At 60.1% G+C, this 22,235-nt stretch carries 18 protein-coding genes; 8 read left to right on the top strand and 10 right to left on the bottom strand.

Annotated features, from left to right (window positions below; translation table 11 throughout):
* Nucleotides 1-43 precede the first annotated feature (43 nt).
* On the bottom strand, nucleotides 44-811 hold the full coding sequence (locus tag WCA10_RS09800) for a TIGR00266 family protein (RefSeq protein ID WP_472822327.1): 768 nt from the start codon (nucleotides 809-811) through the stop codon (nucleotides 44-46).
* A gap of 117 nt (nucleotides 812-928) precedes the next feature.
* On the opposite strand from WCA10_RS09800, the gene WCA10_RS09795 reads away from it, so the two are divergent.
* The gene (locus WCA10_RS09795) at nucleotides 929-2,071 is read left to right on the top strand and encodes a hypothetical protein (protein WP_472822326.1); all 1,143 of its coding nucleotides are present in this window, start codon (nucleotides 929-931) and stop codon (nucleotides 2,069-2,071) included.
* Between the two features lie 72 nt (nucleotides 2,072-2,143).
* Here the strand turns inward: WCA10_RS09795 and bglX are convergent, their stop codons facing one another.
* On the bottom strand, nucleotides 2,144-4,528 hold the full coding sequence (bglX, locus tag WCA10_RS09790; RefSeq protein WP_472822325.1) for a beta-glucosidase BglX: 2,385 nt from the start codon (nucleotides 4,526-4,528) through the stop codon (nucleotides 2,144-2,146).
* A gap of 134 nt (nucleotides 4,529-4,662) precedes the next feature.
* Here bglX and WCA10_RS09785 point away from each other — a divergent pair, with 134 nt between their 5' ends.
* Complete coding sequence (locus WCA10_RS09785; protein WP_472822324.1) at nucleotides 4,663-5,502, top strand: YihY/virulence factor BrkB family protein; 840 nt, start codon at nucleotides 4,663-4,665, stop codon at nucleotides 5,500-5,502.
* A 187-nt stretch (nucleotides 5,503-5,689) separates the two neighbouring features.
* Nucleotides 5,690-7,300: a pyruvate kinase gene (pyk, locus tag WCA10_RS09780; protein ID WP_472822323.1), complete on the top strand. Its 1,611-nt coding sequence runs from the start codon at nucleotides 5,690-5,692 to the stop codon at nucleotides 7,298-7,300.
* A gap of 63 nt (nucleotides 7,301-7,363) precedes the next feature.
* Here the strand turns inward: pyk and acnA are convergent, their stop codons facing one another.
* Nucleotides 7,364-10,312, bottom strand: coding sequence for an aconitate hydratase AcnA (gene acnA, locus WCA10_RS09775; RefSeq protein WP_472822322.1), 2,949 nt, complete (start codon nucleotides 10,310-10,312; stop codon nucleotides 7,364-7,366).
* A gap of 363 nt (nucleotides 10,313-10,675) precedes the next feature.
* On the opposite strand from acnA, the gene WCA10_RS09770 reads away from it, so the two are divergent.
* Nucleotides 10,676-11,779, top strand: coding sequence for an alpha/beta fold hydrolase (locus WCA10_RS09770; protein ID WP_472822321.1), 1,104 nt, complete (start codon nucleotides 10,676-10,678; stop codon nucleotides 11,777-11,779).
* 193 nt (nucleotides 11,780-11,972) lie between these two features.
* Nucleotides 11,973-13,337, top strand: a complete 1,365-nt coding sequence (locus tag WCA10_RS09765; protein ID WP_472822320.1) for a chloride channel protein — start codon at nucleotides 11,973-11,975, stop codon at nucleotides 13,335-13,337.
* Between the two features lie 38 nt (nucleotides 13,338-13,375).
* Here the strand turns inward: WCA10_RS09765 and WCA10_RS09760 are convergent, their stop codons facing one another.
* Together WCA10_RS09760 and WCA10_RS09755 are read right to left on the bottom strand one after the other, a co-directional pair.
* Complete coding sequence (locus tag WCA10_RS09760; protein WP_472822319.1) at nucleotides 13,376-13,657, bottom strand: hypothetical protein; 282 nt, start codon at nucleotides 13,655-13,657, stop codon at nucleotides 13,376-13,378.
* A 161-nt stretch (nucleotides 13,658-13,818) separates the two neighbouring features.
* The gene (locus WCA10_RS09755) at nucleotides 13,819-14,964 is read right to left on the bottom strand and encodes a hypothetical protein (RefSeq protein WP_472822318.1); all 1,146 of its coding nucleotides are present in this window, start codon (nucleotides 14,962-14,964) and stop codon (nucleotides 13,819-13,821) included.
* Between the two features lie 170 nt (nucleotides 14,965-15,134).
* On the opposite strand from WCA10_RS09755, the gene WCA10_RS09750 reads away from it, so the two are divergent.
* Nucleotides 15,135-15,749 carry a YqaA family protein gene (locus WCA10_RS09750; RefSeq protein WP_472822317.1) on the top strand — a complete coding sequence of 205 codons (615 nt, stop codon included), beginning with the start codon at nucleotides 15,135-15,137 and terminating at the stop codon, nucleotides 15,747-15,749.
* 57 nt (nucleotides 15,750-15,806) lie between these two features.
* On the opposite strand, the gene WCA10_RS09745 is transcribed toward WCA10_RS09750, so the two are convergent.
* The 4 genes from WCA10_RS09745 to WCA10_RS09730 all read right to left on the bottom strand — a co-directional run bounded on the left by WCA10_RS09745 (nucleotide 15,807) and on the right by WCA10_RS09730 (nucleotide 17,422).
* Nucleotides 15,807-16,091, bottom strand: a complete 285-nt coding sequence (locus WCA10_RS09745) for a DUF5985 family protein (RefSeq protein WP_472822316.1) — start codon at nucleotides 16,089-16,091, stop codon at nucleotides 15,807-15,809.
* Entirely contained in the window at nucleotides 16,088-16,345 is a 258-nt protein-coding gene (locus WCA10_RS09740) for a DUF5985 family protein (RefSeq protein WP_472822315.1), read from the bottom strand. Before WCA10_RS09740 ends, WCA10_RS09745 begins: the two co-directional genes overlap by 4 nt.
* A complete protein-coding gene (locus WCA10_RS09735; RefSeq protein WP_472822314.1) occupies nucleotides 16,345-16,737 on the bottom strand; it encodes a hypothetical protein in 393 nt (130 codons plus the stop codon). Before WCA10_RS09735 ends, WCA10_RS09740 begins: the two co-directional genes overlap by 1 nt.
* 124 nt (nucleotides 16,738-16,861) lie before the next feature.
* Entirely contained in the window at nucleotides 16,862-17,422 is a 561-nt protein-coding gene (locus WCA10_RS09730; RefSeq protein WP_472822313.1) for a DUF6580 family putative transport protein, read from the bottom strand.
* A 273-nt stretch (nucleotides 17,423-17,695) separates the two neighbouring features.
* On the opposite strand from WCA10_RS09730, the gene WCA10_RS09725 reads away from it, so the two are divergent.
* Nucleotides 17,696-18,766, top strand: a complete 1,071-nt coding sequence (locus WCA10_RS09725; protein ID WP_472822312.1) for a lysozyme family protein — start codon at nucleotides 17,696-17,698, stop codon at nucleotides 18,764-18,766.
* Between the two features lie 45 nt (nucleotides 18,767-18,811).
* Here the strand turns inward: WCA10_RS09725 and WCA10_RS09720 are convergent, their stop codons facing one another.
* Nucleotides 18,812-19,939, bottom strand: coding sequence for a metal-dependent hydrolase (locus WCA10_RS09720; RefSeq protein ID WP_472822311.1), 1,128 nt, complete (start codon nucleotides 19,937-19,939; stop codon nucleotides 18,812-18,814).
* Nucleotides 19,940-20,161: 222 nt separating this feature from the next.
* Between WCA10_RS09720 and ligA the strand changes: the two genes are divergently transcribed.
* Nucleotides 20,162-22,234, top strand: coding sequence for an NAD-dependent DNA ligase LigA (ligA, locus tag WCA10_RS09715; RefSeq protein ID WP_472822310.1), 2,073 nt, complete (start codon nucleotides 20,162-20,164; stop codon nucleotides 22,232-22,234).
* The last annotated feature ends 1 nt before the right edge of the window (nucleotide 22,235 follow it).

Below are 22,235 nucleotides of genomic sequence, written 5' to 3'. Positions count from 1 at the left end.
CGAACACCCAAAAATCGTTATCCCCTAATCCCGATTTCCTGTCTCATTGGTCGCCGCCGAGGATCGACCCGATCACGCCACCCAGAACCGCACCGGTCGCAGTGTTGCCAACAGCCCGGCGATCCATATTCGGGAGGTACTCGCTGATCTGATGCGCCAAGCGGGAGATGGGCAGCGTCTGCAGCCACACCGATCCGGGCCCGGTCAGGACTGCGAGAAAGATGCCATCGCCTCCGAAGATCATGTTCTTGATGCCGGGGACCATGGTGATCTGGAATCCCATGGTTGCCTGAAACGCGCCCACGTGTCCCGGATGCACCAGCAGCACTTCGCCGGGAGCGAGATTCTTCAAAACCAGTTCGCCCGATAGCTCAAGCCACGCGGTGCCGAGCCCGGCGATCCGCTGCAACAGAAAGCCGCTGCCACCGAAGATTCCTGCGCCGAGCGACTGCTGGAAGCCGACGCTGATGGTCACCTGCGGTGTCGCGCACAGAAAACCGTGCCGATGCACCATGTACTCCTGGCCCTGCCCGAGTTGTACCGGCACGATATGGCCGGGCACCTTGGTGGCAAACGATACCTCGCCGGGATACTGCACAGCGCGGTATTCGGTCATGAAGAGGCTTCCGCCCCCGGCTACTCGCTTCAAGACGCCAAAAAGCCCACCGCCGCCGCCCATCTGCGTGTGGGTAGTCATCTGGATCGAGCCGGTCATCCACGAGAGCTCACCGCTCTCAGAGAAGACGCTCTCGTTGGGGTCAAGTTGTACATCGAGGACGGGCATCGTAGTGCCTTGAATCCGAGTCTGCATGCGGACCTCCTGTCGAGGACAGTGTACCCGTTCCTTTACGCTGGACAACCCTGATCTGTTCCAGCCTGCCTCTGGGTGAGTACAATGGCGGCACCGCATTCCCCGGAGGACAGACTGGTGAAACGCTTCATATGGCTGGTTGTGATTCTGCTGATCGCCTCGCCCGGATGGGCCGTCAAGAAAATGACCGAGCAACAACTCAAGGACCTGCTCGCTGCGGACCAGAGGTCCCAGAAGTCCGATGCTGAAGTAGCCGCCGATCTCAAGGACATCGATCTGACCGAGGAGCTTACGCATAGCACCATGGACAGCTTCAAGCCGCTTGTGCCTGGACAGCTCACCACTGAGCAGCTTTTTGTGCTTGAAATCCGCAGCGCCGTATTGCCTCCGCCGGCCAGCGAAATCCCCGCCACCGCGGCGCCCGATGCCACCAAACAGAAAGCCATCCTCGACAAGGCGACCGACTATGCAACCAAAACCTACGCGCAAATGCCGGCCCTTACCGCGACTCGCACGTTGCGGCGCTTCCAGGACAGTGCGCAACAGGATCAGCCGGCTCTCGGCTCGCATGGCTCGGCCGTGCTTGCCGCTACTTACACGCCCATTCGCTATACCGCCTCAGACGACGCGTCCGTTACGTTCAAAAACGGCACAGAGGTAAACCCGCTGGCGAGCGAGAAAGCTCATTGGGGCGAGAACAGCATGATCGCTCTGCTTGGCCAGGCGCCCGAGCCCGCCGCGGTATTGCAGGAAGCACAGGCTGCCGGCAAGATCAGCTGGCTGCGCTGGGAGACCGTCGCAGGTCACGACCTGGCGGTCTTCTCCTACTCCGTTGATAAGAAGAAGTCGCACTACGCCGTAGACTACTGCTGCTTCCCTGGGACGAGCCAAGCCGGGCCAGTAGGCATGCGTGGAACGGTGGGCGGCGGTGATGCTGGAAACTACCAAACCAGTGCGACATGGAAGAACTTCAAGTCGAACGAAGCGTATCGCGGGGAGATTTTTGTTGACCCCGACACAGGCATCATCTACCGCCTGATCACGCAGGTTGAGTTCAAGGGCTCCGACCCTGTGAAGGCTGAGAATCAGCGCATCGACTATGGAGTCGAAACTATTGGGGACAAGAAGGTCGTGGTACCCGGCTTCGTGACCATCGACACGGTCGAACAGCCCTTCCCCGACTCGCCGCAGGGACGCTACATCCTGCGTCACACGCTGTTCACTGAAAACTATTCCGGATACAAGCTGGCGGGAAGCTAACACGGAGTCGAGTCGAAGCTCAAAACGAAGCCCCGATCCCTTTGTGGAGCGGGGCTCCATCATTCCGATTCCTTACTCGACGATCTTCAGCTTCGTCTCGGCCGTCGCCAGCGAACTGCCTCCGACCCAGATGTCATAGGTAGTCGGTTCCACCGTTTTCTTCATGTCAAGGTTGTAGAAGTTCAATTCATCGAATCCCAGCGGGAAGGTGGCGTGCTTCGTCTCTCCCGGCGCGAGCGTCACGCGCGTGAACCCTTTGAGTTCGCGCACCGGCTGCTCCATGCTCGCCTCGGTATCGCGGATGTACATCTGCACCACTTCTGTGCCCGCTACGCTGCCCGTGTTCCTGACATCCACGCTGACTGTGACTACCGGCCGGTGATCGTCCACGATCTCGCGCACAGGGACCTGTGCACGGTCCACCGTTGGAGTTCCATAGGTGAAGCGCGTGTAACTGAGCCCCCATCCAAACGGGAACAGAGCCGAATTCTGCTCGTCCATATACCGCGAGACGAATTTCTCCGCCGCGTTGCGGGGCAAATGACTCAGATCGCCATGGGCCGGCCTTCCTGTTGGCGACTGTGCGTAGTACAACGGTTCCTGCCCCACCGAGCGCGGAAAGCTGGACGGCAACTTGCCCGATGGATTCACATCGCCGAAAAGCACATCCTCAACCGCCGGACCCGCTTCGATCCCGGGGCTCCATGCCTCGAGAATCGCTGGAACATGCTCGGCAGCCCACGTCAATTCGAGAGGTCTGCCCGCCACCACCACCAGGACTACCGGCTTGCCCGTCGCAACGACGGCTTCCAGCAGCTTCTCCTGGTTTCCCGTGAAGCCCAGGTGAACGCGGCTGGCGGCTTCACCCTCCATCCAATTGGTGGGCTCGCCCAGTGCCAGAATTGCAACATCGGCCTTGCGCGCCGTCTCCACTGCCTCGGCGATGGTTTTGCTGTCATCCGGTAATGTCTGGTTCACACTCGCTTCCGGCCCGGTGAACGTCACGCTGTTCAGAACACTCTCGTCTTCTCCCGAAAGCAGCCCGCAGCCCGGCGCATACAGCAACCCGTCTCCCAGCCGCTGCTGGAGAGCCGACTTCAGCGTGATCACATCTTTTTTGTTTCCGGCCACCGTCCACGCGCCAAGCAGATCGAGCGCGTCATCGGCCATCGGGCCGATCAGCGCCACTGTCTTTGCTTTCGCCGTTAGTGGAAGCAGAGCGCCAACGCCTTCCACCGGATCGTTCTTCAGCAGCACCATTGTCTCGTCTGCCACTTTGCGCGCGATCTCGCGTTTCTGCTCCGTCGCTGCATATGCCGGACCTGCTTCGGTGTACGGATGATCGAACAGGCCGAGCGCAAACTTCACGCGCAGTATCCGCCGCACTGCTTCGTCCACGACGCTCTCGGGAATCTTGCCCGCCCGCACCTGCGCGGCGATCACGGTTCCGTAAAGATCGCCCTCCATATCCATGTCCGTGCCTGCTTCGAGGGCCTTGCGCGCCACCGTGGGGCCGTCGCCGATAGCGTGATTCTTCAACTCTGCAACCGCGCCCCAGTCCGACACCACAAAGCCATCGAAGTGCCACTCTTTGCGCAGAACCTGGGTGAGCGTAAATGGATTGGCCGTCGCTGGAACGCCGTTAATTGAATTGAACGAGGTCATCACCGTCGCCGCGCCCGCATCCACGGCCGCGTAGTACGGCTTCAGATATACCTGACGCAACGTTAGCTCGCTCATGTCGGCCGTGTTGTAGTCGCGCCCTGCAATCACCGCACCGTAGGCTGCAAAGTGCTTTACGCATGCCGCCACTGAATCCGGCTTCGAAAGATCGCCCTGCTGATAGCCCTTCACCCATGCGCGCGCCAGCGCCGAACTCAAATAAGGATCTTCGCCGTCCGATTCGATAATTCGCCCCCAGCGGGGGTCACGGGCGATATCGACCATCGGCGAGAAGACCCACGCGATTCCATCGGCTCGCGACTCTTCAGCGGCGACGCGCGCCACTGTTTCCGCCGCCCCGGGATCCCAGCTGGCCGCTATCGCCAGCGGAACCGGAAACGTGGTGCGATGTCCGTGGATGACGTCGAGTCCGAAGAGAATGGGAATATGCAGCCGCGACTTCTCCATCGCGATATGCTGGTAGTGATTGGTCTTCTCGGCTCCCACCACATTCAGCATCGAACCTACCTGGCCCTTGGCCACCAGTTCGTCATAGGTCAGTTTCGAGGCCGACGGGCCCGTCGCGAATCCCGCCGAGTATTGCACCGTTTGCCCGATCTTTTCTTCGAGCGTCATCTGCTTCAACAGAGTTTCCACCCGGGAATTGATTTCCTTTGACGCCAACTGGGGATTGGGGGTCGCGCGATCCTGACCGGGCGCGGAAACTGCACCGAAAAGTACAAGCACCACGAGAAGTACACGAGATTGAACCGTAGTGACCCTCAATTTCGCCATGACCGGAAAATGATAAACCGTTTGAGCCGGACCGGTCAGAAATTGCCTCGGCGCGCCATTATCTTGCGATGGACAGGGCGGTTTCCATCCGTCGCAATGAAGCTTGAAATGCTCTACTCTTTGAGGGGATTCTGATGCGTCCGATTTTTCGCCATTTCCGGAAGGCGGTCTTTCTGGCTGTCGAGCACGACGTGCTCAACACAGCCAAGGCCGCAGCATATTCCGGCATGTTGATGTTCTTTCCGGCATTCATCGTTCTCACCGCGCTGGTGGCAAAGGTGCCAGAAGGCCCCACGATGGTTGGCGAGATCCGCTGGGTCTCAGGGCAAATCCTTCCCGCGGATACCGTGCGCCTGCTGCTCTCTTCTCTTCAGGAGCGTAACCCGCATCCGGGGCGCCTCATCGCCTCGGGCATCACGCTGAGCGTCTTTGCGGGATTAGGTCTGATGTTGACCCTGATGGAGGGGTTTCGTCGCGCATACCGGCTTCCGCGAAGCGAATGGGGCTTCTGGGAGAGGCGTCTCCGTGCGCTTTTCCTCGTTTTTATCGTTCTCGTTCCCCTCGCGCTGGCCACGCTTCTGCTGGTATTTGGCCGTGCGATTGAACTGTGGATGGTCTTCAAAACCGGACACGATCTGCGCCACGTCGTACTTTTTCTCTGGCGCCTGGCGCGCTGGACGCTCGCCTTCATCACGAGTGTCACGGTGCTTGGGACGTTGTACCACTTCGGAACCCGGCGCCTCGAGCACTGGCTGCTCGTCATGCCCGGCGCGGTCGCTGCCAGCGCAGTCTGGTTTCCGGCAACGCTCGCCTTTGGCTGGTATGTCACTCGCATCGCCGACTACACCATCTTTTACGGATCGTTTGGCGCGGGCATTGCCACCCTGGTCTGGCTCTACATCACGTCGTTCAGCGCTCTGCTTGGCGCTGAACTCAACGGCGTTCTCTTTCGCGAGCGCAACAATCGCTTTTGATGGATTACGCCGATTGCCGCAGATTCCCTCGGTGATTGAGGCACCGACTGCGGTGCCGCCGCGCCTGCACGATGAGGCGGAGGCTTTTGCGATCAGCCGACTTTGTATAATGAAGCTAACCGCACTCATACATCCCCTATTCCTCTTACCGAAATCTCTTGTTACCGAAATCTTCTGGAGTCATATCATGCCGTTCGCCGATACGAACCTGAACGCAAATCCTAGCCAGCGCCGTGCCAAGATCGTTGCCACGCTCGGTCCAGCTTCGAACACCGAGCCCGTTTTTCGCGATCTAGTGCGGGCAGGAATCGATGTTGTCCGTCTGAATTTTTCGCACGGCACCCATGAAGAAAAACTTGCGCTCATCCAGATGATTCGCAAAGTCAGCCGCGAAGAGCACAAGCCGCTTTGCATCCTCGGCGACCTGCAAGGCCCCAAGATCCGCACATCGAAGCTCAAGGACCACCAGTCGGTTCTACTCAAAGCGGGTCAACGGCTTACCATCACTCCGCGCGATGTCCCCGGAACTGCTTCCTTGGTCGGAACTACCTTCAAAACGCTCGCTGAAAACGTGGAGCAGGGCTCCCATATTCTGCTTTCGGACGGGCTCATTGAACTCCGCGTTCACGAGGTCATCGGCGCCGATGTTGTCTGTGAAGTCATCAACGGAGGCATGCTCGGCGAAAACAAGGGCATCAACCTGCCCGGCATTCCCGTACGCGTTCCCTCGCTCACTGAAAAAGATTCGCAAGACCTGGAGTTCGCTCTAAAGAATGGCGTGGATGCCATTGCAGTCTCCTTTGTGCGGACCGCGGAAGATGTTCGCCTCGTGCGCAATCGCGTGTCGGCGTACGGAAGCGAAACCTGGATCATCGCCAAGCTCGAAAAGCCGCAGGCCATCGAGCATCTCGACAGCATTCTGCAGGCTGCTGACGGGATCATGGTCGCGCGCGGAGATCTCGGCGTTGAAGTTCCTCCAGAAAAGGTACCAGCCATTCAGAAACACATCATCCGCCGCGCATCGGAGTACTTCAAGCCGGTAATCACCGCGACGCAAATGCTTGAATCGATGATTGAGAATCCGCGGCCCACGCGTGCCGAGGTTTCCGACGTGGCGAATGCCGTTTACGACGGCACGGATGCTGTGATGCTTTCGGGCGAATCGGCGGTCGGCAAGTATCCCATTGAGGCGGTCGCGATGATGGGCCGCATTGTGAGCGAAGCCGAGCGCCACATCAGGGAAGACCACCTGAACGAGCCACTCCTTCGCACGACGCATCTCTCCATCGCCGAGACCATCTGCGAAGCCACCGCGCATGCGGCAGACGATCTGGACTTGCGCGGCATCGCGCTCTTCACCGAGTCCGGCGCGACGGCCCGTCAGCTTTCGAAGTACCATCCCTCCGCGCCGATCTTCGCGCTCAGCCCGGTCGACATCACCATTAACCGGATCAATCTGCTGTGGGGCACGACACCGATTCGCTGCCCTAAGGTCAACTCGACTGAAGCGCTGGTCGACGTCGCCGAGAGCCTGCTGGAGCAGCATGGCTACGTGCGCAATCGTGAAGTGATCGCGATTGTCGCCGGCACGCGCACCAAGTCCGGCTCAACCAACTTCCTGCGCCTGCACGTTCTGGGCGAGCACAACCAGGAAGGCGTCCGTTTCTTCGCTCCTCATGAAGATGAGCCGGCACGTGATTCGGAATCGCGTGCAGAGGGACCGAAGCCCCGTCGCCGCAGGACGAAGCCACTGCGCCAGTATCCATCGCCGAATCCGCCGAAGATTTCAAATCCGTAACAGGGCGAGAACCGGGTGCCCGATCCCTCGACAGTTTTAGCGCCGAAGGATCGGGGCCGCAAACTACTTCGCGGCCAACTGCCGCAGCACGTAGAGCAGAATGCCTCCGTGCTCGTAGTACTCGATCTCCTGCGGCGTGTCGATGCGCACCCTGGCGTTGAATTCCTTCACGCTTCCATCGGCGCTTTTTGCTTTCACCTTAAGCGTGTGGCCGTTCGAAAACTTCGACTTGAGAAGATTTGTAAGCCCGGCGAAGTCGAACACCTCTTCGCCTGAGAGGCCGAGCGATTCGACGTTCTGACCTTCTTCAAATTGCAAAGGCAGGATGCCCATTCCGACGAGGTTGGAACGGTGAATGCGCTCGAAGCTTTCAGCGATAACGGCGCGCACGCCGAGCAGGTTTGGGCCTTTGGCGGCCCAGTCGCGCGACGAGCCGGAGCCGTATTCCTTTCCGGCAAGAATTACGAGCGGAATTTTGCGCTCCGCATACTTCACACTGGCGTCGAAGATGGACATCTGCTCGCCTTCCGGTAGAAGGCGCGTGACGCCGCCTTCGGTTCCCGGCGCAAGCTTGTTGCGGAGGCGCACATTGGCAAACGTTCCGCGCACCATCACCTCGTGATTGCCGCGTCGCGAGCCGTACGAGTTGAAGTCTGCCGGCTTCACACCATGCTCCGCAAGATATTTCCCCGCCGGCCCGTTGGCCTTGATGGATCCAGCCGGCGAGATGTGGTCGGTGGTTACCGAATCGCCCAGCACTGCCAGCACCCGCGCGCCGAGAATGTCGGTAATCGGAGCCGGTTGCTTTTTCATGCCGTCGAAGTACGGCGCCTGGCGAATGTAGGTCGAGTCCGGCTCCCACTTGTAGACGTTGCCCGTGGGGAAACTCAAGCCCTGCCAGCTTGCGTCACCATCGCTCACCGTCGCGTACTCTTTGCGGAATCCTTCGCTGCTGACTCCCTTTTCGATCGCGGCTGCGACCTCTTGTTGCGATGGCCAGATGTCTTTGAGGTAGACCGGCGATCCCTTCTGATCTTTGCCGAGCGGCTCTGAATCGAAGTTGTGCCCGATGCGTCCGGCGAGGGCGTAGGCCACGACAAGTGGCGGGCTCATCAAGTAGTTCGCGCGGACATCCACGTTCACGCGACCTTCAAAGTTGCGATTGCCACTAAGCACGCTGACTGCGACCAGGCCGTGCTCGTCGATGCTCTTCGAAACATCCGCAGGCAGCGGCCCCGAGTTGCCGATGCAGGTGGTGCAGCCATAACCCACGACGTTGAAGCGTAGCTTTTCAAGGTAGGGCAGCAGGCCGGATTTCTGGTAATAGTCGGTGACCACGCGCGAGCCCGGCGCCAGCGAGGTCTTCACCCAGGGAGGAACCGTGAGCCCTTTCTCGACTGCCTTCTTGGCGAGGATTCCCGCCGCCATCATCACCGACGGATTCGACGTGTTGGTGCAGCTTGTGATCGCCGCAATCACCACCGATCCGTGATCGAGATATTTGTCGGGATCGATGTTGAAGCGCTCTTTTACTGTAGTCGTTATCGGACCCGTTTTGAAGGTTTTGTCTTCCTCTGCAGCCTTGGTGTTGGCCGTTGAAGTAGCCGGGCCTTCATTGTCCTCGGCCCCAACAGCCAGAGCGATGTCCTTAACGGCAGTCGGCTCCCACATGGACGCGGTGCGCGTGCCGAGAGGCTTCGCGGTCGGCGACAGCAGGCTCGGCAATTGCTTCGCGAAGATTTCTGCAGCGTCCTTGAGCAGAACGCGATCCTGGGGGCGCTTCGGTCCAGCGACGCTGGGCTCGACGGCGGCGAGGTCGAGTTCGAGGGTCTGCGTGTATTCCGCCTCGGGCGAGCTTTCGGTGTGGAACAAACCTTGTTCTTTGTAGTAAGCCTCGACCAGTGCAATTTGTTCATCGCTGCGGCCGGTGAGTTTGAGATAGCGCAGCGTCTCCGCATCGACGGGGAAAATTCCACAGGTCGCGCCGTACTCGGGCGCCATGTTGCTGATAGTGGCACGATCGGCGAGGGGAAGTGCGGCAATGCCGGGGCCGTAGAACTCCACAAACTTTCCGACCACGCCGAGCTTGCGCAGCGCCTGCGTTACAGTCAGCACGAGATCGGTAGCCGTGGCGCCTTCGCGCAACTTGCCGGTCAGCTTGTAGCCAACAACTTGCGGCACCAGCATGCTTACGGCCTGGCCGAGCATTGCCGCTTCGGCTTCGATGCCACCGACGCCCCATCCCAGAACACCAAGGCCATTGATCATGGTGGTGTGCGAATCAGTACCGACGAGCGTGTCGGGGTAAGCGAACCGCTCTCGGGTAGCTCGGAGGTTGGCGAATTCGCTGCTCGGATAGCCAGTGAGCACAGATTGGAATTCTGGGGCGGCTAGCTGGTTCTGTTTCGCCTCTTCATCCTCGGTGGTGAAGACCACGCGCGCCAGGTATTCGAGATTCACCTGGTGGCAGATGCCCATGCCCGGAGGCACAGCGCTGAAGTTGCGGAACGCGGTCTGGCCCCATTTCAAGAATGCATAGCGTTCGCGATTGCGCTGAAACTCGAGCAGCGAATTCGCTTCGTATGCCTGCGGAGTGCCGAACTCATCCACCTGCACCGAGTGGTCGATGACGAGTTCTGCGGGAACAAGCGGATTGACGCGCTCCGGATCGCCGCCAAGGGTCTTGATGGCGTCGCGCATCGCGCCCAGGTCAACGATTGCCGGGACGCCGGTGAAGTCCTGCATCAGAACGCGCGCGGGCATGTACGCGATCTCGCGGCTTGGCTCGGCCTTGGCATCCCACCTGGCCAGAAACTCGATGTCGGCGGCGGTCACGTTGACGCCGTCTTCGCGGCGCAGCAGGTTTTCGAGCAGGATCTTCAGGCTGAAGGGCAGCCGGCCCAAGTCGAATCCGCGCGCGCTCAAAGCGGGCAGGCGAAAGATGGTGTAGGTCTTGCTGCCGGACTTGAGAGTGGCGCGGCTATTGAAGCTATTCCTGATTTCGGTACTCATTACGGGACCTTTCTATCCGCTCACAGGCGGATGGTCAGACAATCTCATTTGGCGGAAGAATCGCCGCGCAAACTCCTCCGGGCGGCAATTGGGCACGCCCAGGAGGAGAAGAATTCAACGGCAATAGATTACTCAGCGCGCGGGGTTAGCGTCCACGGTCGTGGCGTCCGCGGCGAAAGCGCCGAAGCGGCGGCTGGGCGGGAAGTTGGAAATCGCAGCACATACCTGACGCTAGAATTTTATCGCGCCTTTGGTACGGCTGGAAATACAAACCTGAAGGGATGCAAGATGCACGTCGCTTTCGACCACTTGCGTGCGGTAACCTCAACCTCTACGCTCGATCCAAACCCACGGAGGTTTTCCATGTTTTACTCTGCGGCTCGACTCGCATTCGCCGCGTTTCTGTGTTCCTCGGCCGTCGCCTTGTGTCAGAGCCCCGCCGCTCCGGCACTACCCGCGTCCCATTGGCCCACACAGGACGGCACCGTCACCCTACCCAACTTCCGCTTAGGCACAGGCGAAACGCTGCCTGAACTCAAGCTGCATTACCTCACGCTGGGCACACCGCAACGCAACGCGGCCGGTCATGTGGACAATGCCGTCCTGCTGCTGCACGGCACGGGCGGCAGCGCGCACTCGCTGCTGAATCCAATCTTTTCCGATGTGCTGTTCGTCCCTGGCGGCATCCTCGACATTCAGAAATACTTCATCATCCTGCCGGACGACATCGGACACGGCCAAAGCTCCAAGCCCTCCGACGGGCTGCGCATGCACTTCCCTGCATACGACTACGACGACATGGTGCGCAGCCAGCGCATGATGCTCGACCAAGTGCACGTCGACCATCTGCGCCTGATTCTCGGTACTTCCATGGGCTGCATGCAGACGTTCGTGTGGGGCGAAACTTATCCCGGCTTCTCCGACGCGCTCGCACCTTTCGCGTGTCTTCCAGTGCAGATCGCCGGCCGCAACCGCATGATGCGTTACATGGGCATCCAGGGCATCAAGCTCGACCCCGCATGGAAGAACGGCGACTACACCACGGAGCCGGCTGAAGGCCTGCGCCTTGCCGGGACAATTCTTCTCGTCATGGGTTCCGCTCCCCTGGTGATGCAGAAGCAGGCGCCAACACGCGAAGCCGCCGAGCAGTATGTCGATCGCTATTTGGCGCGCCCCGCGCCGGATGCGAATGACATGATTTACTACCTTAACGCCAGCCGGAACTACGATCCCAGCCCGCGCCTTGAGACCATCACCGACCCCGTGCTCTGGATCAACTCCGCTGACGACTTTATCAATCCGCCGGAGCTTGGCATCGCCGAAAAGATGGTCAATCGGATGCCGCACGCACGATTCATCCTCATCCCCATCTCGGACCAGACCCGCGGCCACGGAACCCACACCGCCGCCGCCGTCTGGAAAAACTATCTTGCAGAGTTTATGCAGCAGACGGAGCCGAAGCCGTAGGCCAATTGTTCCGCCGCCGTTTCGGCAACGCGCCCCATCGCAGGATGCCGTCATCCCAATGTGCGAACTCGCCTGTTCGCCGCATTCTATACTGAAAGGTGCACGTCTTTCCCCCGAGGACATTGGAGACTTGAGCGACGCGAGATGGTTGCGCGATCTTTCTACGCGCTTTTTAGCCTGGTTTACCCAAAGGATGGCAAACGAACGCCAGCGCCTGCTGGCGGTTACTATCGTTGCGGGAGGTGTATGCGGCCTGGCCGCCGTCGCCTTTCACCTTTCCATCGCCTGGCTTGAAAATCTCCTGATTAATCGCGCCAACCATGCCCCCGGCTATTGGTGGATCATCCTGACGATCCTGACGCCGGGTGTGGGCGGCCTGATTGCCGGCCTCGGCCTTACCTACTGGGCGCCGGCTGCCGCCGGTTCCGGGATTCCCCAGGTCAAGGTGGCGTTCGCGCTGCGCTCTGGCCTGGTCTCCCTGCGTGAAACTATTGGCAAATTCGTGCTTTGCGCCTTTCAGATCGGCGCGGGCGCATCCCTCGGCCTGGAAGGCCCTACGGTCCAGATCTGCGCCGGCGTCAGCAGTCTGATGGCCCGCGGTGCTCGCCTCAGTCCGCAGAATTGCCGCCGCATGGCCTCGGTCGGCATGGCTGCAGGCATCGCGGCAGCCTTCAACGCACCCATCGCCGCCATTACGTTCACACTTGAGGAGCTGATTGGCGATCTCGATCAGACCATGCTTTCCGGCGTCATCGTGGCGGCAGCTCTTGCCGCAGTTGTCGAGCATTCGGTCCTGGGCTCGAATCCGGTGTTCTATATGCCGCGCCACTATGATCTTGGCGCTTCCTCTTCGCTCATCTGGTATGCGCTGCTGGGAATTCTGGCCGCGGTGGTCTCCATTATGTTTACGGACGGGCTGCTGAACCTGCGCGCCTTCTTCAAACGCTGGAAGAGCGTACCAAAATGGGTTCATCCAGCAATTGGCGGACTGGCCACAGGTGCGATGGCGGCTCTTGCGCTTTACTTGTTTCATCTCAATGGCATTGCCGGCGATCCCTATAAAACCCTCGAACTCGCGCTCACAGGAACCATGCCCGTGGTGTTCATGGCGGTCTTCTGTGTGCTGAAGCTCGCTGGAACAGTAAGCTCCTACGCCAGCGGCGGATCGGGCGGCATCTTTGCACCGGCGCTCTTCATCGGCTCTATGCTGGGCGGCGTTGTCGGCTTTATCGACGTCTCGGTCTTTCACCATCCCAAGGATGCGATTGGAGCCTTCGCGGTCGTCGGCATGGGTGCCGTGTTCGCGGGTATTGTTCGCGCGCCCATGACTTCAATCCTGATTGTTTTCGAGATGACCGGAGGTTACGGGCTGGTGCTGCCGCTGATGATCGCCAACATGAGCGCATTCGCCCTGGCCCGGCACTGGCGTCCGATTCCGGTTTACGACGCGCTGCTCATGCAGGACGGAATTGAACTTACCCACGGATCCCCCCCGCTGGACCCGCCTCAAGACGCGCGTATCGAAGCCGAAGAGCCAACCATGGATGCGACAGCCTAGGTCGCGCGTAATGGCCATATTGCGAATGTCAAAATTGTCTAGTCGAGTTTTTTGAACTCGGTAAGATCCGCGGCTTCTTTCGTTGGCTCTTCCTCGGCCGCGATGATAATCGGGGGCAGGTCGGACGGAGCCGGCGGCGGGGCTACCTCTTCCGGTTGATGCAAGGCTTGCAGCGTTTCGAGCTCAGCGATGCGGTTCAACAATATCTGTTTCAACTCGGCGACATCCTGCCCATCGGACGCGGGATCCGTGGTCTGCTCAAGTTTTTGAAGCGTGACGCGAAGTGAATCGAGAGTTTCTCGTGCGGTGCGCGCGGCCATCAACAGGAAATACCTATTTGCTTTTAGATGCAGATTTTCTTCATGAGTGGCTCGCTAGAAGCTGCATTTACACGAATATGTGGATAGTATTTGATTGGATTTGCGTATGCCCCCCCGCGAAACCGGCCTCTCAGTGAAAATCACCCGGCAAGCTCTCGAACTTAGTGCCCAGGTTCCATGTTGTACAGGAAAATAGCGCGCAGTTCCAGGAAGGGCCCGTGGAAGTCTCTGGGCAACGGTGGATAGTTTGACCCGGTCAGCGCGCCCCACGCGGCGCGGTCGAGGGCTGTATCGCCAGAGCGACCCTCCAGAACCATGCTGCCGTCCATCAGCCGCCCGTTGGGCAGCACCTTGAAGCGGACCACTACCGCGCCTTTCTTCAGGATCGGCGGATTCACCTCTTCCGGAATCAGCGGATCCCAGTTACGCTCTGTCTCGCGGTGCCAACGCAGCAGCCACGAGCTAAAGTCGACGCCCTGCTGGTCAGAGAGGATCTGCACGCCGCCCGTGCCGGCGCCAGGATGCATCGGCAACGTTCCACTTGGATTTGACGTTGCTCCCGGCCCGGAACGGGCTCCGCGCATCGCCTGCTGTAACTGGTCTGCGGGATTCGACGAGCCCATGGCAAAGTTCGGCCGCGCCGGAACTGCTTCCGGTCTTGGAGTCTCTGCCGGCCGCGGCGCCGGTTCAATCTTGGGAGTCGGACTTGTCAACGCCGGCTGTTCTGGTGGTGCGGTCGGCTGCGGCTCAGCCACCGGGGGCGGAGGAGCAGGCTTGTTCAGGGATTCCAGAGTCTTCTTGTCCACATGTTGCTGCTGCTCCGGCACCGGCTTCACCTGCACATGGGGCTGTAGTTTCTTGATCAAGTCCGGGGGCAAGTCGAGATAAGCTAGGTCCTTACGCTGTTTGATGGCGTCAAACGGGTCAATCACGGGCGTGACATGGAAAATATAGCGCGGAATCCAGGTAATAGCCGAAAGCAGCAAAATGTGGATAAGCACAGCGATCCAGATGCCTTCGCGCAGCCGTGCCCAGCGCCGCTCGTCTTCGAGCTCGGTGATCATCTCCAGCAGTTCGTGGGTGTCGTAGTCTACCCAACGCGAAGTGGCCGCTCCGCGACGGACCGCGCGCCCGCCGCCCTCATCTGTCTCTGGAGATTCTTTATCCGCAGATCCGCCATCCTGCTGATACGGCACGTCTAAGGCCGGAAAAGCCAAATTCAGAGGACCCGTGCTTGCCCTTTTCGGGGCGATCGCCACTGGCTCGTCGGGCTCTTGCGCGGTGTGTTTTGCTTCACTGGTGGGCATGCATGCGTGCTGCGGCTGCCGCGGGTGCGTGCGCCCGGCCAGCTCTGCTTTGAGTCCTTCTGCTCTATTCTCTCATTCCCGGCGTTCGCAGCCAATCGCACACGCAAAGAACTCCGGACCGTACAATTGATCTTTCTAAATGGACGTTTTAGGAGGCGAAAGGGACGTTTTTGAAGCATTTTTTCCAGGTAGTTTGGCTCAAATGGAAGCTGGTACTCCTTCCCGTGCTCATCAAGTGGGGAATCCTGGGCGCCGGCGTGGTGGCGTTGCTCGATTCCTCCACGATTCCCGTCCCCATGGACGCGCTTATCGCCGTCTGGGTGTGGAAGGATCAGGGCCACTTCTGGGCCTACTGCCTGCTGGCGGCGTTTGGTTCAGCGATCGGCGGGCTGCTGCCGTATGGGCTGGGCCGGGCCGGCGGCGAACTGTTCATCCTCAAGCGCGTGAACCGCGAGCGCTACGAGCGCATGAAGCTGCGCTTTGAGAAGCAGGAGTTCCTCGCCATGGCCATTCCCTCGGCCCTCCCCCCCCCTACCCCCTGGAAGGCTTTCGTCTTCGCCGCCGGCGTCTTCGAGATGCGGGTCGTGCCATTCATGCTGGCCGTGTTTGCGGGCCGGTTGGTGCGCTGGCTGGTGCTTTCGCTTCTCGTCATCAAGCTCGGGCCGGGCGCGGTGGGGATCGTGGAGCACCACGCGCTAACGGCGCTGCTGGTGGTGGGTGGGCTGGCGGTCATCGGATTCGGATTTTGGTGGATGCGGAAGCGGCGAACGGGAGAGCTCCGTTGAAAGGAATGAATTCCAGTAATCCAGCGCTGAATCGGCTTTATAGGTGCCAGTTCACCTTCAACTCTTCTTTGCCATGTTCTTCCACAGGATGGCCGCCAGCATCACGACCACCGAGAATAGCCGGAAACCAAAGACGACTAGGTTTCCCTCGTTGGGGTGCGCAAGGCTCAAAATGGCTGCGTTCGTGCATCCTTCAACGACCAGGAAGACGAGGAAGGCAAGAAACAGCGGGTCGCGCGTCGCTCTCCAGAACTTGAAGAAGAAAAGCCCTGCCACCAATGAGCATGCGGCGATGAATCCGAGCAGGAAAAAATCCAAAATGGGATGGGTCATTGGGCTCATTGGCTCTCCCAGATCAGACCAAACAGCAAAAGCGCCATCGAAATTGCCGTCACGCCCAGGCGGTACGAATACAGATCGGTCGATAGGAATACGCGCAAGTCTGCGATGCGGAGCAGCGCGGCGACAGACATGCCCGCAAAGCATAGCCCGCTCCACAGCAACAGCCTGCGACGCACGTTCTGATAGGCGCGCAACAGCAGGATGGCGCAAAGGACGGTCGTGAGCAGCGTAAGTACATCCAGGGCCAGAGTCATCAATCTCGATCTTTCTTGATGAGAAATGCGCGCGCGAATTCGCGGATGGAGGTCGATGTCTTTGTATGAAGCATGGTGGAAATGCGGACCAGTTCACGCCGGTAGGCAACGTCGACTTTATACATCCACTCATCTTGTTCCGCATTGCGGGGCAGGTAGGAGTGCTTTGACGGCGATGAGGGATTCTGCTGTACGAGTTGCTGGCGAACCAGATCGTTGAGAATCTCGATTACCTTTTCCGTCGGAAGATAAAGGCGGGAAGCAAGTTCCTCGGCCGTCCATCCCACTGGGCGGCTGTTCCAAAGCAGGATCACCGCCTCAAGATGGGGAACGGTGTCGATCTTTTCCAGGATGTAGCCGTAGACGTCGACTTCGGGATTCGAATCGGACATAAGCACTCGCACAGATGAAGCGGGCTTACAGGTTCCGCAAAGAATCAGGACGGCATGGCCCTACGGCAAGGTGCAGCAAATGCAACAAGGGGCATTCGAACTAATGATTGAGTGCAATTCGTGATTAGCTGGCTTCGACAACACCGGCGCTACGCTCCATGCGCAACTTGCGCACGAGCACGGGAACGCCGAATGCGAGGCCGACAACAATCGTCGTTGATAGGAGGTCGTTGCGATAGAACAGCACCCCGGCCGCATAGCAGGTGATCAAGCCAGACAGGGTATGCGGATACATGTCGCCGGGGATCCAGACCGGGTGACTCGACATTGCCCAGACTGCGTAATTGGAGATGAGGAAGAATGAAGTGGGTCCGAGCACCACGGCCGTACCGGCGCGCAGCCAAGTGGTCTTCGACTTGAGCAGAATAACGCCGAGCACCATCACCGCGAGATACCAGGCCCACGTGGTCACGTAGCCGGACCAGGCAAAACTGTAGTGATAGGAAAAGACGGTAAGGCAGTAGTCCGTAGCCACGAGAGCAGCCAGGGGAGCCAGCATCTCGCGCCATGAGCGCCGCGCGCCGAAATAAAGCAGGGCGCCTCCGACGGCTGTAAAGTTCAGCCAGCCATGGTGCGGCACAACACGGGTAAGAATGGCAAAAACCAGCAGCAGGTAAGCGGGCATGGGAACCTCTGATTGCGGAGTACCGGGTGACTGCACCGGTTCGGAACGCGACTTCTTCATTCTCGTGCGTCAAAGTCGGGTGGTCAACCGTTAAGCGGTGCAGGATGAATAAAAGTTTTCATCCTGCCGGGGGAACGGCCTCAGAAACCGGGGCTGGAGCAACAAGCCGGTGACGACGGTGTTGAACAGGCTAATTACCTTTGCGCAGTTCGGGCGCCCGAGGCGTTGCGCACGGCGAGGATTTAACGCATTGTTAGAGGAAGGAAGATTTCAGTGAAGCTTAAGCAGACCTTCATGATCGCCGCGCTGGCTTTCGGCCTCGGAATTCCGGCATGGGCGCAGAGCGCGCCGATAGCCGATGCGCCGGCGCCCGCAACGCCTGCCGTAGCCCCGGCTCCGCCGGTTTCGCAGGCTGAATCTGAAGCCGCGTCCAGTTCGGCCGTACAGATGATCGAGGGCTTCAAGGACACGGATATCAAGTTCGACCTGAACGAGCTGCTCGACATTCTGCGCGATCACCGCCATGAAGGCTGGGTGCTCGCAGCCTATCCCGACCCGAGGACGAGCCAGCCGCTGATTGGTGCGGGGTTCAGCCTCGATCTGCCGGCTCGCGAACATCCGCAATCCGATCCGCTGAATCCGCACCCCTTTCTCGAACCGTCGTCGGCCGAGCTTTGGCAGGCTGCGGGATTCGATCCGGCGCGGCTTGACGACTTGCTAAAGGTGTTCTACGAACGCAGGCGGGAGTGGAGCAAGCGTACCTGGCGGCGTCATCTCTTCAGCCTTCCGGCCCAGATCTCGGATGACGAAGCGATGCAACTCATCCGTGTCGGTGCGATCCAGGCGATCTACAACGCGCACGCTTACTGCCGGAATTTCGACCAGATGACGGGTCCGCAGCAGATGGCGATGGCGCAGCTTGTTTATCAGATGGGCGTGAACCTCGAGCACTTCAATGCGTTCCTGGCGACAATCAACCCCGGCCCCGGACCGAGGGCTGCGACGGTGGAGACCCCTATGTTCGTGGAGGCCTCGCAGAACATTCCGGCCACGCTCGACCAGTCGCCCGAGTATTGGCTGAGCGTACAGAAGTCGCTGACGGGAAGCCAGTGGGCGCACAAGTATCGCTCGCGGGCGATCTCAGTGATTGCCATGCTCGATCCGGCGTATCGCGATGATCCGACAGCGGCGGAGCAGCGCGTGGGCGCGGTGCTGCGGCCGGCGGTTGTGCATCGGCGGCATGGACACGCTGTGGCAACACGGCAGGTGGCGACGACGACGCGTCGTGGTCATGCGCACAAGGCGGGGCGCAGCACGCGGGCACACAGCCGGAAGCGGGCGTAGAGAACCTCCCCAGCTTCACCGCCATCAATGCTCATCGGATTCAGGTCACTTCTGTTCGCGCCCGCCCATCTCTTCGCCGCCGTCTTCGCGATTGTCGATGATGTAGACGGCCCCGCCAAGGCCGGAGGGCGGACGGGCATTCCCGTTTCCTCGAAAATCGTAGCCGAAACGCAGATCGGTGAACTCGACGGTCGTCCACATTCGGCCTGGTGGAAGCCGCGGCGGGTCGATGCCAACCACTTCGACCTGGCCAATGTCCTGTACAACCGCCCAGCGGCCCCAGTCGAGATAAACCTTGCCCAGTTCGGTTTGCTTGGCGGCCTCGACGGCGCGCGTGTCCGGCGGCTTGAAGAGCTGGTCGGTCTGCGGGTCGCTGTCGACGTCATCGGTGCGAGTGTTGACCTCTGCAAACTGATAGTAGTTTTGGGTTTCGACAATCACGTGCCAGCGAAACGGATTCCATGGGTAGGGCTCGGCCGCAATGCGGTCGACGGGATTGGTGGTAATGGGATTGTTGACGATGAGGCCAATCGCCAGGGCGTGCTCAACATAGCGGAGGCACGGCAGCAGAAACATGCCAGAGAGCGCGAAGATGGCCCAGCCGCGTCCGCGAAATGGCGTGCGCTTTGAAGAGATTTCGCGCTCGGCGAGGCCGAGGATGCCGGGGACGATAAGCGCGGCGGAGAGCAGCATCCAAAACACCGGTTCGGCGATGAATACGAAGCTGCCCGCAAACCAGCGCGGATTGAAGGGAAAGAACGGACGCACGCCGTAGTTGTTTGTCCAGTCGAGCAGAATGTGGCTGAGGGCCGACATCGTCGCCGCCAAATAAACCCAGAGCCAGCGCACCGGCTGCGGCTGAAGGCGCGGCGGCGCACCCGGCTCGGGCGGCGTCATGGTTTTCGCTCGCCGTGCGCGGCGCCGCTTGACCCACTGGTGGTAGATCCAGGTTGCACCGACAGCGGCGGCCGCCACGAACGGCACGGCGATGAAGGTGTGCGTGATGCCGCGATGATGCTTGAGTTCTTCGACCGGGCCGGCGAATCCCCAGAGCACATCGAGGTCGGCAGCTTCGGCGGCCAGCACGGCAGCCAGCGTGGCATAGGCAGTTCTGCGATTGAGACCGGCGCGTCCAATGCAAGCGCCGGTCAGGAAGTGAGTGATGGGCTCCATGGCGTACTGCAATTCATGGTAGCGGAGAAGGCCGATTAGCGGGGTTAGGGGCGCGTTGCGGCGTTAGCTGCGCTTCGAGCCGAGTTCGCGAAAGCCAGGTTGTGTGAATTGCGTTTTAGCGGGTTAGCTTCCCGCTTTGCGGGAAATAGCGAGTCAGCAGGTTAGCAGTTCGTCCGTCGAAGACATAGCCTGCGGCACCCTATAATCCTGCCCATGGGCGAGATGAGCAAAGCACAGGCACAAAAGCGCATTGAGGAGTTGCGCACGGAATTGCGGCGGCATGAGCACCTCTACTACGTGCTGGACGCCCCGGCGATCAGCGACCAAGAGTATGACGCGCTGATGAACGATTTGAAGAGGCTGGAAGCGCAGCATCCCGAGCTAGTAGCGCCGGACTCGCCGACTCAGCGCGTCGGCGGCAAGCCGGCGGAAGGCTTCCAGAAAGTGCGGCACACGCGGCCGATGCTGAGCCTCGATAACTCCTACAGCGAGGAAGAACTGCGCGACTGGGATCGGCGGGTTCGCGAACTTGCGGGCAATCTGCCAGTGGAGTACACCGCCGAGTTGAAGCTCGACGGGCTGAGCCTGGCGCTGCACTACGAAGCGGCTCCGGGTGGGGGTGCGCTGCTGGCGCGCGGACTTACGCGCGGCGACGGGCAAGTCGGCGAAGACGTCACCACGAACGTGCGCACCATTCGCAGCGTGCCGCTCAGCATTTCGGCGGCGCGGTTGAAGGAGGCGGGCGTGCCTCCGGACTTTGAGGTGCGCGGCGAAACCGTGATGCCGCTGAAGGCCTTCGAGAAGATGAACAAGGAGCGCGAAGCGGAAGGATTGCCGCCGGCGGTGAATCCGCGCAATGCAGCGGCGGGCACACTGCGAACCAAGGATTCCAGCGTGGTGGCGCAGCGGCGTCTCGATGTGTACGCATACTTTCTGCTGACGCAGGGGGAGTATGCCGCGATGGGGCAGGAGCAAACGCTGGATGCGCTGACGTCACTCGGATTTCGCGTGAATCCGCATCGCGGAAAAATGCACACCGTCGATGAGATGATGCAATTCATCGAATCTGCGGGAAAGCGCAGAGCGACCCTCGGCTACGACATTGACGGCGTCGTGTTCAAAGTGAATGCACAGGCGACCCGGCAGCGTCTGGGGTATACGGGTCGCGCTCCGCGCTGGGCCATTGCCTACAAATTCTCGGCCGAGCAGGCCGTCACGCAAATGTACGACATCATGATCACGGTGGGGCGCAGCGGCAAGTTGACGCCGACGGCGATGCTGAACTCGGTGTTTGTAGGCGGGGCAAATGTCAGCCGGGCCACGCTGCACAACGCCGACTGGATAGAGCGCATGGGGCTGAAGATCGGCGACTACGTGAAGGTGGAGCGCGGCGGCGATGTCATTCCCAAGGTTGCCGCTATCGTCGAGGATGCAGAGCACCCGCGCGGAAAGCACCGCTTCGTTTTTCCGACCCGTTGTCCTGTGTGCGGCAACGCCGTGGTGCGCGAAGAGGACGAGGCGGATTATCGCTGCGTGAATGTCGACTGCCCTGCCCTGCTGCACGGAACCGTCGAGCACTGGGCCAGCCGCGGGGTGATGAATATCGAAGGACTGGGCGAAGCGTCCGTCTACGAACTGACCACGCAAAGAGTTGTTAAAAGCGTTGCAGACCTTTATTCGCTGAACGAGGACAAGCTGGCTGCCCTCACACAGGAAGTTGAACGCAACGGCGTGAAGAAGCGGCAGCGGGTTTTCGGGCCGGTCGAGATCAAGAAACTCCTGAAAGAGATTGAGAATTCAAAACATGCAGGTTTGGCGCGCGTGTTGATGGGTATGAGCATTCGATTTGTGGGCGAACGCACGGCAGAGCTGCTGGCACAGGAATTCGGGTCGATGGATGCCATTATGAAAGCCAGCGCGGAGGAACTGGAGAGGGTGGAGGAGGTTGGGCCACGCATCTCGCAGGCGATTACGGATTTCTTCGCGCGTCCGGCAAATTGCGAACTGATCGATCACCTGAAGGCGGCCGGCGTGAAGATGACCGCCGAGAAAAAACAGCGCACAACCCAGCTGGCAGGCATGACGCTGGTGTTAACCGGAACGCTTCCGAATCTGACGCGCGATGAGGCCAAGGCCCGGATCGAGGCGGCGGGTGGCAGGGTCTCCGGTTCGGTGAGTAAAAAGACCACATACGTGGTTGCCGGCGAAGAAGCCGGATCGAAGCTCGACAAGGCTCAGGAGCTGAAGGTCCCGGTGCTGGATGAGGCGGGTTTGGTGAAACTGCTGGAAGGATGAG

Origin of the sequence: Occallatibacter sp. (assembly GCF_049582745.1) — a bacterium.
Taxonomy (GTDB): domain Bacteria; phylum Acidobacteriota; class Terriglobia; order Terriglobales; family Acidobacteriaceae; genus Telmatobacter.
The sequence above is the reverse complement of the archived record's forward strand: the minus strand, read 5'-3'. Positions and strand labels throughout refer to the sequence as shown.

Excerpts from the sequence above, each read along its gene's own strand:
- WCA10_RS09720 (WP_472822311.1), bottom strand. The coding sequence starts at position 19,939 with ATGGAGCCCATCACTCACTTCCTGACCGGCGCTTGCATTGGACGCGCC.
- pyk (WP_472822323.1), top strand. The coding sequence starts at position 5,690 with ATGCCGTTCGCCGATACGAACCTGAACGCAAATCCTAGCCAGCGCCGT.
- WCA10_RS09765 (WP_472822320.1), top strand. The coding sequence starts at position 11,973 with ATGGCAAACGAACGCCAGCGCCTGCTGGCGGTTACTATCGTTGCGGGA.
- ligA (WP_472822310.1), top strand. The coding sequence starts at position 20,162 with ATGAGCAAAGCACAGGCACAAAAGCGCATTGAGGAGTTGCGCACGGAA.
- bglX (WP_472822325.1), bottom strand. The coding sequence starts at position 4,528 with ATGGCGAAATTGAGGGTCACTACGGTTCAATCTCGTGTACTTCTCGTG.
- WCA10_RS09770 (WP_472822321.1), top strand. The coding sequence starts at position 10,676 with ATGTTTTACTCTGCGGCTCGACTCGCATTCGCCGCGTTTCTGTGTTCC.
- WCA10_RS09735 (WP_472822314.1), bottom strand. The coding sequence starts at position 16,737 with ATGTCCGATTCGAATCCCGAAGTCGACGTCTACGGCTACATCCTGGAA.
- WCA10_RS09785 (WP_472822324.1), top strand. The coding sequence starts at position 4,663 with ATGCGTCCGATTTTTCGCCATTTCCGGAAGGCGGTCTTTCTGGCTGTC.
- WCA10_RS09740 (WP_472822315.1), bottom strand. The coding sequence starts at position 16,345 with ATGACTCTGGCCCTGGATGTACTTACGCTGCTCACGACCGTCCTTTGC.
- WCA10_RS09730 (WP_472822313.1), bottom strand. The coding sequence starts at position 17,422 with ATGCCCGCTTACCTGCTGCTGGTTTTTGCCATTCTTACCCGTGTTGTG.
- WCA10_RS09760 (WP_472822319.1), bottom strand. The coding sequence starts at position 13,657 with ATGGCCGCGCGCACCGCACGAGAAACTCTCGATTCACTTCGCGTCACG.
- WCA10_RS09745 (WP_472822316.1), bottom strand. The coding sequence starts at position 16,091 with ATGAGCCCAATGACCCATCCCATTTTGGATTTTTTCCTGCTCGGATTC.
- acnA (WP_472822322.1), bottom strand. The coding sequence starts at position 10,312 with ATGAGTACCGAAATCAGGAATAGCTTCAATAGCCGCGCCACTCTCAAG.
- WCA10_RS09755 (WP_472822318.1), bottom strand. The coding sequence starts at position 14,964 with ATGCCCACCAGTGAAGCAAAACACACCGCGCAAGAGCCCGACGAGCCA.
- WCA10_RS09800 (WP_472822327.1), bottom strand. The coding sequence starts at position 811 with ATGCAGACTCGGATTCAAGGCACTACGATGCCCGTCCTCGATGTACAA.